The organism is Geobacillus sp. Manikaran-105 (assembly GCF_002809955.1).
In the GTDB taxonomy this organism is placed as follows: domain Bacteria; phylum Bacillota; class Bacilli; order Bacillales; family Anoxybacillaceae; genus Geobacillus; species Geobacillus thermophilus.
In genome coordinates, this window is the sequence record NZ_PIJG01000045.1 from 16273 (window position 1) to 28617 (window position 12345).

Annotated in this window: 10 protein-coding genes, 1 other RNA gene, 1 pseudogene and 1 riboswitch; of the genes and pseudogenes, 9 read left to right on the forward strand and 3 right to left on the reverse strand. The window is 53.1% G+C overall.

Translation table 11 applies throughout. The features are described from left to right. The first annotated feature begins 368 nt into the window (after positions 1-368). From CV945_RS12855 to CV945_RS12885, 6 genes are all read left to right on the forward strand, one after another. Complete coding sequence (locus tag CV945_RS12855) at positions 369-614, forward strand: CotD family spore coat protein (protein ID WP_014195684.1); 246 nt, start codon at positions 369-371, stop codon at positions 612-614. Positions 615-849: 235 nt separating this feature from the next. Next, positions 850-1146 carry a cell division regulator GpsB gene (gene gpsB, locus CV945_RS12865; protein ID WP_100659918.1) on the forward strand — a complete coding sequence of 99 codons (297 nt, stop codon included), beginning with the start codon at positions 850-852 and terminating at the stop codon, positions 1144-1146. Positions 1147-1245: 99 nt separating this feature from the next. Then, positions 1246-1644, forward strand: an RNA gene (gene rnpB / locus CV945_RS12870) — RNase P RNA component class B. Positions 1645-1777: 133 nt separating this feature from the next. Beyond that, on the forward strand, positions 1778-2914 hold the full coding sequence (locus tag CV945_RS12875; protein ID WP_100659919.1) for a THUMP domain-containing class I SAM-dependent RNA methyltransferase: 1137 nt from the start codon (positions 1778-1780) through the stop codon (positions 2912-2914). Positions 2915-3044: 130 nt separating this feature from the next. Continuing rightward, a complete protein-coding gene (locus CV945_RS12880) occupies positions 3045-4982 on the forward strand; it encodes an ATP-dependent DNA helicase (RefSeq protein WP_100659920.1) in 1938 nt (645 codons plus the stop codon). 120 nt (positions 4983-5102) lie between these two features. After that, on the forward strand, positions 5103-6605 hold the full coding sequence (locus CV945_RS12885) for a carboxypeptidase M32 (RefSeq protein WP_100659921.1): 1503 nt from the start codon (positions 5103-5105) through the stop codon (positions 6603-6605). A gap of 40 nt (positions 6606-6645) precedes the next feature. Here the strand turns inward: CV945_RS12885 and CV945_RS12890 are convergent, their stop codons facing one another. The 3 genes from CV945_RS12890 to CV945_RS12900 are packed head-to-tail and all read right to left on the reverse strand — an operon-like array spanning position 6646 to position 8917. Beyond that, positions 6646-8295, reverse strand: coding sequence for a b(o/a)3-type cytochrome-c oxidase subunit 1 (locus tag CV945_RS12890; RefSeq protein ID WP_100659922.1), 1650 nt, complete (start codon positions 8293-8295; stop codon positions 6646-6648). 1 nt (position 8296) lies between these two features. After that, entirely contained in the window at positions 8297-8767 is a 471-nt protein-coding gene (locus CV945_RS12895) for a cytochrome c oxidase subunit II (RefSeq protein ID WP_033009231.1), read from the reverse strand. Between the two features lie 21 nt (positions 8768-8788). Continuing rightward, complete coding sequence (locus CV945_RS12900; RefSeq protein ID WP_369806437.1) at positions 8789-8917, reverse strand: cytochrome c oxidase subunit 2A; 129 nt, start codon at positions 8915-8917, stop codon at positions 8789-8791. 709 nt (positions 8918-9626) lie between these two features. Continuing rightward, positions 9627-9728, forward strand: a riboswitch (purine riboswitch). Positions 9729-9846: 118 nt separating this feature from the next. Between CV945_RS12900 and CV945_RS12905 the strand changes: the two genes are divergently transcribed. From CV945_RS12905 to CV945_RS12915, 3 genes and pseudogenes are all read left to right on the forward strand, one after another. Then, positions 9847-10434, forward strand: a complete 588-nt coding sequence (locus tag CV945_RS12905) for a xanthine phosphoribosyltransferase (RefSeq protein WP_100659924.1) — start codon at positions 9847-9849, stop codon at positions 10432-10434. Beyond that, positions 10431-11738: a nucleobase:cation symporter-2 family protein gene (locus CV945_RS12910; protein ID WP_100659925.1), complete on the forward strand. Its 1308-nt coding sequence runs from the start codon at positions 10431-10433 to the stop codon at positions 11736-11738. The genes CV945_RS12905 and CV945_RS12910 overlap by 4 nt, the downstream gene beginning before the upstream one ends. A gap of 157 nt (positions 11739-11895) precedes the next feature. Next, a pseudogene (locus tag CV945_RS12915) lies at positions 11896-12345 on the forward strand (hypothetical protein); the annotation flags it as partial.

The following is a 12345-nucleotide window of genomic DNA, read 5'->3' on the forward strand; positions in this document are numbered from 1 at the left end:
ATCTTGTAGAAAAAAGAAAAAACGTGTACAATGGCATCGGAATGAACGAAAACGATGGCAGGGAGAAGAAGACGATGCGGAGCATGTACAAAAAAATTTTGTATCTCTTTTTTATTGTCGTCGGTTTGACGTTTGTCGTGTTCAATTATATCTATTAATGAACGTCAGAGAGGCCGGCGCCGCATAACGGATTCAAAAAGACGAATGACTATGCCAAAACGTCCGAAGCACCGGAGCGAGAGAGCTGGTAGATTGTTGGCGCGAATGGCTCTTCAAAATGGGTGTTTATACTAGTACGAGTCCACTCCGTTCATCATAGGCTAGTATTGTCAAGCAACAGCCTAAATTGATGAAAGGAGAGGAATATGATGCATTGCCTGCCGAATGTAACGGCGCCGATCGTTCATCCGCCTCGTTGCAACGTTTTGCATCATTTCGAAGCAACGATTGTGCCGCATATCCATCCATCGCATACGATGCATGTTTATCATCACCTGTATGAACATCAACATTATTTCCCGCATACGGAATCGGCGGTGGCTCAGGCTGCCAATCGCCATCTGTACTGCCCGGGTCCGGGACCGATGCCATTTCCGCCGTTTCCGCTGCGATAGTAAGGGCCAAAAACAGAAGCCGCTTTGTCGGCTTCTGTTTTTTTACGGATGGAAAACGCCGGCAGCCGGCGGCGTTTGGGCGGGAGGACGGCGTTTCGGCGCCGCCGGGAAGTCTGCGTGGGCGCCATGCGGCTTCCCGATCGATGCGGCAAGCCAACCGTCAATTGACAACCGGCTGAATTTCTGAAAAAATAAAGAGAAGATGATCGTTGAATGCGGATTGAGGTGAAAAGCCATGTCAGCCAATCGCGTAAAACTAACGCCGAAAGACATTTTAGAAAAGGAATTTAAGGTAAGCATACGGGGGTACAACCAAGACGAAGTGGATCAATTTTTGGATCTCATTATTAAAGATTATGAAGCATTTCAGCAAGAAATTGACGAGTTGCGCCAGGAAAACGCCCGGCTGAAGCGGCAAGTCGAGGAGCTTCAAAAACGGCCGGCGATGTCGGCGGGAACGACGAACTACGACATTTTGCAGCGCCTTTCCAACTTAGAAAAGCATGTGTTTGGCCGGAAACTGTATGAATAACCAGCCGGCAGGGCGAAGTTGATGCAGGGATTTCTAATTTTTTCTTCTTGATTCTCACACCAAGATCAGCTATACTGTAAGATGCTCGCAGCGTTAATCATGCTCGGGTAATCGCTGCGGCCGGTTTCGGCCGTAGAGGAAAGTCCATGCTCGCACGGTGCTGAGATGCCCGTAGTGTTCGTGCCTAGCGAATCCATAAGCTAGGGCAGCCTGGCTTCGGCTGGGCTGACGGCGGGGAAAGAACCTACGTCCCGGCTCGGGATATGGTTCGATTACCCTGAAAGTGCCACAGTGACGGAGCTCTAAGGGAAACCTTAGAGGTGGAACGCGGTAAACCCCACGAGCGAGAAACCCAAATGATGGTAGGGGCACCTTCCCGAAGGAAATGAACGGAGGGAAGGACAGGCGGCGCATGCAGCCTGTAGATAGATGATTACCGCCGGAGTACGAGGCGCAAAGCCGCTTGCAGTACGAAGGTACAGAACATGGCTTATAGAGCATGATTAACGTGGTGATGGCATCATGAAAAGCCCTCCTGCATGAAGGAGGGCTTTTCTTGTATCGGTTGTTTTGCAGGATGGTTATACTTGGAGATGAAATACATATTGCCTGCCAGAATAGGGGGAAGCGGATGGAGCGATTTTCAATCATTGCCACGGCCGCGATGGGGCTCGAAGCGGTTGTGGCGGATGAAGTGCGCCGGCTTGGCTACGAATGCCAAGTGGAAAACGGCAAGGTGATGTTTGAAGGTGATGCGGCTGCGATTTGCCGCGCCAATCTTTGGCTGCGCACTGCCGACCGTGTGAAGCTCAAAATCGGCGAGTTTCGGGCGACGACGTTTGAAGAGTTGTTTGAGCAGACGAAGGCGCTGCCATGGGCTGATTATTTGCCGAAAGACGTCTCGTTCCCTGTTATTGGAAAATCAGTGAAATCAACGTTGTTCAGCGTCTCCGATTGCCAAGCCATCGTCAAAAAAGCGGTTGTTGAAAGCCTAAAGGAGCGCTATCGGCTGTCGTGGTTTCCTGAAACAGGGGCGCTCTACCGCATCGAAGTGGCGCTCCATAAGGACATCGCCACCTTGACGATCGATGCGAGCGGCGCCGGGCTGCACAAGCGCGGCTATCGTCTCCGCCAAGGGGAAGCGCCGCTCAGAGAGACGCTCGCCGCCGCCTTGGTGCTGCTGACCAACTGGACGCCGGACCGCCCGTTTGTTGACCCGTTTTGCGGCTCGGGCACGATCGCCATTGAGGCAGCGCTCATCGGCCAAAACATTGCCCCTGGATTCAACCGCGACTTTGTTTCCGAACAATGGCCGTGGATCGGGAAACAAGTGTGGGAGCGCGCGCGCGAAGAAGCAGAAGCGCTGGCCCGCTATGACCAGCCTTTGGATATTATCGGGATGGACATCGATCCGCACATGGTGGAAACCGCCAAGGCGAACGCGGCGGAAGCAGGGCTTGCCGATTTATTGTCGTTTCGAGTCGGGCGGGCGGAGCAGTTTCGGACGGACAAGCGGTACGGAGTGATTGTCGGCAATCCGCCGTATGGGGAGCGGCTTGGCGAACGCCGGGAAGTGGAAGCGCTCTATCGCGCCATCGGCCGCGCCTACGCCTCTTTGGATACGTGGTCGGTCTATATCTTAACCGCCCACCGCGGCTTTGAAACGCATTACGGCCGACCGGCAACCAAACGGCGCAAGCTGTTTAACGGCTTTATCGAAACGCATTACTACCAATATTGGGGGCCGCGGCCGCCGCGTGAAGGCTAGAAGTTGACTTCTCGGCGGCGATCCATCATAATATTGTCTTGTTATTGGGAATAAGCGCGCAACAAACTTGTTGCGCGCTTATGCATGATGATGCCGGGGGAGTTTATGCCAATTTGGAGGGGTGGCGGCGATGAGCCATGATCGTTATCCATTTACAGTAGAAAAAAACGAAAACTTCTTTGACAAGCTCAGCCAATGGATCGGCGATGTTTTTTACGATATTTTGCCAGAGGCCGGGTTTGAGCTGCGCGATGAGCAAATTTATATGGCGTTCCAGCTCGAGCGCGCGTTTCGCGAGAAAAAGGTGATGTTTGCCGAAGCCGGGGTCGGCACGGGAAAAACGATCGTCTATTTGCTGTATGCGATTTGTTACGCCCGCTACACTGGCAAGCCGGCCATCATCGCCTGCGCGGATGAGACATTGATCGAGCAGCTCGTCAAAAAAGAAGGGGATATCGCCAAATTGTCCGATGTGCTTGGACTGCATATCGACGTCCGGCTGGCCAAATCGCCGGATCAATATTTATGTTTAAATAAGCTCGAAGAAGTCACGACATATGATGACGAGGATATCGAATTATACGAGCGAATTTTTGATGAGCTTCCGGCATTCGTCCACGATAATAAACCGATGCAGTCGTTTTACCGCTATGGCGACCGGAAGGAATACGCCCATTTGAGTGATGAGCAGTGGAAAAAAATCGCCTGGGACCCGTTTCAGGATTGTTTTACATGTGAAAAGCGGCACCGCTGCGGCCAAACGCTTTGGCGCGATTATTATCGAAAAGCGACGGATTTGATCGTCTGTTCGCACGATTTTTATATGGAACACGTCTGGACGTATGAGGCGCGCAAGCGGGAAGGCCAGCTGCCGCTGTTGCCGGAGGCGAGCTGCGTCGTGTTCGATGAGGGGCATTTGCTTGAGTTTGCCGCGCAAAAGGCGCTGACGTACCGGATGAAAGAGACGACGCTTGAGATGCTGCTGACAAGGCTGCTCGAAAACGACATCCGTGAACAGCTCGCTTATTTAATTGAGGAGACGTTGGAGACGAGCGCGCGCTTTTTTGCGGAATTGAAAGCGTGCGCGAAAGACGTTCCCGGATCGAACCGGAAAGAAATTTCGCCGTCGCCCGCCCTGCAGCAATGGGCGAAGCAGCTGCACAGGCAAATCGTTGAAATCGGCAATGAGCTTGTGTTTGAAAGCGAGACGTATACGATCGACCATTATCAGCTGAACATCGTGGACGAATATTTGGATCAAATTCAATATTCGCTCGACTTGTTTTTGACGAACGCCGATGCGATCACATGGCTTGAGTCATCGCGCCAAGAGGCGACTTTGGTCGTCATGCCGCGCACCGTGCAGGAAGTGCTGCGCGAAAAAGTGTTCAGCAAACGAATGCCGTTTATCTTTTCATCGGCGACGCTGTCGAGTGGAAAATCGTTTGCCTATATTGCCCAAAGCTTGGGCATTGATGACTATTTGTCGTTCAGCGTGCCATCGCCGTTTGATTACGATGAGCAAATGACAATTTATATGCCGACGTTCCGCGCCGGCGAGACGCTGTTTGCGGAAAAATATCGCTATGCGCTCGAAAAATTGCGCGAAACCGGCGGCCGGGCGCTCATCTTGTTCCCGACGCGCGAAGAGCTGCTCCAATTTAAAGAAGAAGCGGCCGATGAACCGTTTTCGTTCTTGTTTGAGGGAGACCGTGAAATCAGCGATTTGGTCGCCGAGTTTCAGCGCAATGAGGAGACCGTGCTTTGTTCGGAACATTTATGGGAAGGGCTTGACATCCCGGGGCCGTCATTGTCAAACGTCATCATTTGGTCGCTTCCGTATCCGCCGAACGATCCGGTGTTTCAGGCGAAACGGAAGGCATACCGTGATCCGTTTTGGAGCGTTGATGTGCCGTACATGCTGCTCCGCCTCCGTCAAGGGGTCGGGCGGCTCATCCGCACCCGCGACGATCGCGGCATCGTCTCCATTTTTGTCACTGACCGCGACGATGCGCAAGTCATCCAAGCGGTCAAAGAGGTGCTGCCGATAGCGGTGAGGGAAGAATAAGTTCTTCCCTTTTTCTTTTTGCAGCCGAAGCGGATATTTCCCGATGCGTCAGCAGGAAAATGTCCCCTTGTTATGGAAATGATGATACGGCCAGCAAAAACAGTGGGAGGATGGGGCTCGATGAAGCGAATGGAAGAACAATTTTTGGAATACGTCAAAAAAATGATGGGATACCATGAGGCGATCGGCCTCATGTATTGGGATTTGCGGACCGGGGCTCCGAAGAAAGGAGTCGGACAGCGCTCGGAAGTGATCGGCATGCTGTCGGCGGAAGCGTTCCAAATGTCGATATCCGAAGAGATGGCGGCGTTTATCGCCAAACTGTCAGCCAAAGGGGTGTATGAACAGCTTGGTGAAGTGACGCAGCGCACGCTCGATGAGTGCAAAAAAGAATATGAGCGCAATAAAAAAATTCCCGTTACCGAATACAAGGAGTATGTAGTGCTTCGCTCCAAAGCGGAAAGCGTCTGGGAAGAGGCGAAAGCAACCGCTGATTTTTCCCGTTTTCGCCCGTACTTGGAGCGAATCATCGAGTTTCAGCGCCGTTTTATCGAGTACTGGGGATATGAAGGGCATCCGTACAACACGCTGCTTGATCAATATGAGCCGGGCATGACGGTCGAGCTGCTCGATCAGCTGTTCGGCCGGCTGCGTGAACGCATCGTTCCGCTTGTACAAGCCGTTGCCGCCGCCCCAAATAAGCCGGATACGTCGTTTTTGTTTGCTGCGTTTCCGAAAGAACGGCAACGGGCGTTTCTTTTGGAGCTGCTTCCGGAACTCGGCTATGACTTTGGCAAAGGGCGGCTTGATGAGACGGTTCATCCGTTTGCGATCGGGTTGAACCCAAACGATGTGCGCATTACGACGCGCTACGACGAACGCGATTTTCGCACCGCCATCTTCGGGACGATTCATGAGTGCGGCCATGCCCTGTATGAACAACATATTTCCGAAACGCTTGTCGGCACGCCGCTTTGCGGTGGGGCATCGATGGGCATTCACGAGTCGCAGTCACTGTTTTTCGAAAATATGGTCGGCCGCCACTATTCATTTTGGAAGCGGCATTATTCACGTCTTTCGCAATACGCGCCATCGCAGTTTGCCGGCGTTTCGCTGGATGCGTTTTACCGGGCGATCAATGAGGCGAAGCCGTCGCTGATCCGGATTGAAGCCGATGAACTGACGTATCCGCTTCACATTATCATCCGCTACGAAATCGAAAAGCAGCTGTTTGCTGGCGATATCGAAGCGGCGGACTTGCCGGACGTATGGAATGAGAAATATGAGCAATATCTTGGCATCCGCCCGTACAACGATGCGGTCGGCGTGTTGCAGGACGTCCATTGGTCGGGCGGCAGCTTCGGCTATTTTCCGTCGTATGCGCTCGGCTATATGTACGCGGCGCAATTCAAACAGGCGCTCGAAAAAGAACTCGACATGGCGGCGTTGCTTGAAGAAGGGAACATCGCGCCGATTCGTGAATGGCTGACCGAGCGCATTCATCGATTCGGAAAAACGAAAAAGCCGCTCGACCTTGTGCGCGATGCGACGGGCGAACCGCTGAAAGCCGATTACCTCATTCAATATTTGGAAGAAAAATATAAGGCGATTTACTGCTTATAAACGAATCCCCCCTCTTTAGCAGCGAAGAGGGGGGATGGCTTTACCATAGTTTGTATCCTTTCGACCCCGGCGGGGCGTTTTGGATAATGTCGATCAGCGGCACCGTATACGCGATCAAAATAAGCGCAACGACAAGGCCGATCCAAAGTTTCCAGTTTTCAAGCGCCAGTGCGGCCCGTTCCTGCGGGGCGGCCGCTTCGGCGACCGGAAATTCGGTTTCGCCTTTCGGGGCGAAAAATGCCAAGTTGATGACGATGACGAGAATGAGAATGATGCCGATGAATAAGATCGTTCCACCGACAGCTTGTGCGATTTGATACGGAATCCATTCGAGCGCCTGCGGCGAATTGCCGTACGTCGAGAACGCTGAACGTCTTGGCGCTCCAAGCAAGCCGGCAAAATGCATCGAGCCGGACATAAACGTCATCCCAACGGCCCAAACGATCGTTTGAATGATGGCGAGGCGGTTCATCGCTTTCGTCATCACCCGGCCGGTCAAATGCGGGATGAGCCAATACGATGCGCCAAAAAACGTTAACACAACCGTCGTGGCAACGGTCAAATGGAAGTGGCCGGTCACCCAAATCGTGTTATGAACGACTTGGTTGAGTTGATGCGAGGCGTTAATAATCCCGCCGGTGCCGGCCGGAATGAAAAACAGCATCCCGACAAACGGCGCGAAAAAGCGGGCGTCGCCCCACGGCAATTTCCGCCACCAGCCGAACAGGCCGGTTGCCCCCTGCGAGCGGCCGTACGATTCAAACGTCGCAAACATGGCAAACGCGGTCATGAGCGACGGAATGATGACCATAAACGTCAAGACGACTTGCACGTACTTCCAAAACGGCGAAATCCCTGGCTCTAGCAATTGATGGTGAAAGCCGACTGGAATCGAAAACAGTAAAAACAAGATAAACGCCAGCCGCGCGAGCGAATCGGAGAAGATTTTGCCGCCGATCACTTTCGGAATGACAGCGTACCAAACCATATACGCCGGCAATAGCCAGAAGTAGACGAGCGGATGCCCGAAATACCAAAACAGCGTCCGGCTCAAGAGCACGTTCACCCGATCCGTGAGCCCAAGCGACCACGGAATAAGCTGAAAGACGACGGTGGCGGCTACGCCAAGCGTGCAGATGAGCCATAATACCATATTCGTGACAGACATAAACGCCAACAGCGGGCTCGCCTGGCCGCGGTGCGCCTTCCGCCAGCGTGCATAATGGGCAAACATTCCAAAACCGCTCACCCAGCTGCCGACGACGACGAGCGCCAAGCCGATGTAAAAGCCAGCGTGCGCCTGAAGCGGCGCGTAAAACGTATATAAGACAGATGCTTGGCCGGTTAGGATGAAAAAGGCTGTGCAGGCCGTCCCTGCCGTCATCATCCAAAAACCGATCCAGCCGAGCCGGCACGAACCGTCCGAGAGCGATCCGGTCGTGCGGCTGACCGCGGCGAACTGAAAGCCGATAATGAAAAACGTCGTCAGCACAAGCCCAAGCAAGACGCCGTGCGTCGTCAAAATCGTGTAATAGCTGATCCCAGCCGGCAGCTCAAACTTGCCGGAACGGACGAGTGTTTGCAACAGGCCGGCGAAGCCGCCTAATGCGAGAGCAACAAAAGCGACAGCTAAATGCGCCAGCGCCAGTTTGGCGTCGCGGCGATCGACTTTTTCCAACGATTGTACCATGTTACTCCACCACCTTAATGCGCGCCGTCATCATATGGTGGCCGGCGCCGCAATATTCATTGCAGAGAATCGTATATTCGCCGGGCTCATCAAACGTCGTCGTCAAACTGTTGACGTAGCCAGGTTCGACCATCATGTTGATGTTTGTTCCTGGAATTTGAAATCCATGGATCACATCCTTCGAGGTGACGTTAATCGTCACTTTCGCTCCTTTTGGAATTTCGATGGTATTTGGCGTAAAGGAAAACGCCGCGACAACAATGTTTAGTTCGTACTCGTTATTTCCTTTTTTGACAAGCCCAGGCTGATTGAATGGCGGGGTCGTGTCCACTTTCTCTGGATCGATCGTCGTCAGGCAGCTTGGCGGCTGCTGTCCGGCAGCGAAAGCGCTCACGCCGACGACGGTTAAAAAGACAACGAGACAGCCGATGCCGAACGTCAGCCAAATTTTTTCGTATTTATGAATGTGCATATCCAGTCCCTCCCTTGCCGCTTACAGGCGGTGTAAAAATAACAAGTAGACGCTGACCCAGGCGAAAATGATGAAAAAGCCGAGCAAAAACACAGACGCCAGCGTGCCGCCGAGCGCCGGCTCTTTTTCCTTTTTTGTTTGCCGGGCCATTGCCGTCGGTTTTGTCCGCTCTGGTTTGGCCATCCTTTCATCCCTCCTCGTGCGTTTTGGATTCATCCCCCATAACGTTGACAGGCAGGTGCGCCAAGCGCGAGTTTCCCTGCTTTGACACTATCATAACCGTACAAAACGGCCGCAACAGTGACTTTTCTCACAAAAACAACACAAGAAGTTTGAACAAATGGTGACGATTGTGAAAAATGTATGAAAAAGATGGGGGAAAAAGGAGTTGCAACGAATGATTGCTCTTCGGTCGGGTGCAACTATATAGACTCCCATGACAAAAAGATTTCGTCACCATCGAAGGGATGAAAATGCCGCTATGTCGAACTCTGAAACCTTGCACATTTTGAAGTTCGGGTAAGTTGAACAGATCCTTGACGGAAAAGCGGTTTGTCCATTTTCGACTGACGGAGGACCGAACAACCCTTTGCTTCACAGACCCATCGATGGGCCTGGAAGCGGCGTTGTTCGGTCGCCCGACAGTCGGGTCAAATCTTCGGAAAGGATGCAAATGGTAAAGCTTCAAATTGCGTCTATATAGAAACGGTTTTGTTCTTAACTGGGTGAAAAATCAAACCGGCGGATTCGTATCAGCAAAGGAATAAAAACGAATAATCCATATTTTTTATACTTTAACGTTCGTCTTTTTAGCAAAAACCGCTTCTCATCCGCTGCCTTCCATGGTATACTGCTAGTAACTGAATCACGCTGACTCACTCATATAATCGCAAGAATACGGCTTGCGAGTCTCTACCAGCCGACCGTAAATCGGCTGACTATGAGTGGCAATGTCGGAAGGGAGTCGGCCATGGCCGCTTTGCGCCTTCTGTTTGCTTTTGGCTTAAAAGACATTGCCTGACTCATGGAATGAGTGAGGCCGGTGTTTTTTAAGCTTTTTTATTTTGGAGGGGATTGGCATGCGCGAATTGCTCGAAAAAATTGCCGCTGAAGGAGAGGTGCTGGCCGGCAGGGTGCTGAAAGTCGACCGCTTCTTAAACCATCAAGTCGACCCGCATTTGATGAAGCGGATTGGGGAGGAGTTCGCCGCCAAGTTTCACTGTGAGCGGCCGACGAAAGTGCTGACGCTTGAGTCATCGGGCATCAGCCCGGCACTTATGGCTGCCTATGAACTTGGCGTTCCTCTTGTCGTTGCCCGCAAGCGGCGGCCAGTGACGATGGCCGACGATGTATACCGCGCGGAAGTATATTCGTTTACGAAGCAGGAGACGAACGAGATCGTTGTTTCCCGTTCGTTGCTTAACAGCGGTGACCGGGTGCTCATTATCGATGACTTTTTAGCCAACGGCCAGGCAGCGCTTGGAATGACGGAGATTGTCCAACAAGCCGGCGCGGTTGTCGCCGGCATCGGCATCGTCATTGAAAAGGCGTTTCAAGACGGCGGGCGATTGCTTCGTGCGCGCGGCTTCCGCGTCGTATCGCTCGCCTGCATCGCGTCGCTTGATGGTGGTGTCATTCAATTTGCTGACGAGGTGATGAGTCAATGAAGATGAAATGGTGGCAAGTTGGATCACTCGGCATCCAACACGTATTGGCGATGTACGCCGGGGCGATCGTCGTTCCGCTTATCGTCGGCGGGGCGTTGCATTTGACGAGCGAACAGCTGACGTATTTAGTGGCCATTGACTTATTGACGTGCGGCATTGCGACGTTTTTGCAAGCGTGGAAAAACAAGTGGTTTGGCATCGGCTTGCCGGTTATGCTTGGCTGCACATTTACGGCGGTCGGGCCGATGATCGCTATTGGCGGACAGTACGGGATGCCGGCAGTGTATGGGGCGATCCTCTGCGCCGGAGCGGTTGTGGTGCTCATCAGTCCGTATTTCGGCAAGTTGCGGATGTTGTTTCCGCCAGTTGTCACCGGCTCGGTCGTGACCATTATTGGCTTGACGCTCATCCCGGCGGCGGTGAACAACATGGCCGGCGGGCAAGGGGCAAAAGACTTCGGCGATCCGGCCAACTTGGCGCTGTCATTTGGCGTCCTGGCGCTGATTATCTTGCTGTATCGTTGTTTTACAGGATTCATCCGCTCGATCTCTGTTTTGCTTGGCATGGCAGCCGGAACGTTTGCCGCGGCCATGATGGGAAAAGTGGACTGGACGCCGGTTGCGGAAGCGTCATGGCTTCACTGGCCGACGTTGTTTTACTTTGGCGCCCCGACGTTTCATGGGTCTGCTGTTTTCACCATGGTGCTCGTCGCGATCGTCAGCCTTGTCGAATCGACCGGCGTTTACTTTGCTTTGTCGGACATTTGCCGCCGCCGGCTGACCGATGACGATTTGGCGGGCGGCTACCGCGCTGAAGGATTGGCCATCATCATCGGCGGGCTGTTGAACGCATTTCCGTATACGACGTATTCGCAAAACGTCGGACTTGTTCAGCTATCGGGCGTGAAAACGCGCAATGTCATTTACGCTGCCGCGGCGTTTCTTGTCCTGCTTGGATTTGTGCCGAAAATCGCCGCCGTGGCGACAATCATCCCAGCGCCGGTTTTAGGCGGGGCCATGCTCGCTATGTTTGGCACGGTCATCGCCTACGGCGTGAAAATGTTAAGCCAAGTCGATTTGGCTATGCAAGAAAACTTGCTGATCATTGCTTGCTCGGTCGGCATAGGGCTTGGGGTGACGGCGGTGCCGAACTTGTTTGCTGAGCTTCCGGCGGGCCTGCGCATTTTGACGGACAGCGGCATCGTCGCCGGCAGCATGACCGCCATCATCTTAAACGCCGTCTTCCATTTCGGCAAGGCGAGAAAATCGGCTGCACTGCCGTTGCAGGAACAAAAAATTTCATAATGGTGTTGATCGCTTTTATAGCCATCTTCGTTTTCTGGCCGCTGCTCGGGAAATGGGGGTGGCTTTTTTATTGGCGTGTCGATTGGCAGAGAAAATGATAGAAACTGGTGGAGGGATGATGGTATAATGGAAAGCGAATAGGAAAGGGGGTGAAACAATGGATGAATGGGTGGAGCGCCTTTTCGATGAGCTGCGGCAAATACGGAATCAGATGGCGACCAAACAGGATGTTGTGCGGGTGAATGATCGCATCGATCGGCTTGAACAAACGGTGAGCGCGACGAAAGAGGATGTTGCGCGGTTAAATGGACGCGTCGGGCAACTCGAAGAGACCGTGGCAGCGACGAGAGAAGACGTTGTCCGGATGAATGATCGCATCGGGCGGCTTGAGCAGACCGTGGCAGCGACGAGAGAAGACGTCGCAGCGCTGGATGAGCGCATCGGGACTATCGAGCGGACGATGGCAACGAAAGAGGATGTCGCARCGCTGGATGAGCGCATCGGGACYATCGAGCGGACGATGGCAACGAAAGAGGATGTCGCAACGCTGGATGAGCGCATCGGGACCATCGAGCGGACGATGGCAACGAAAGAGGATGTCGCAACG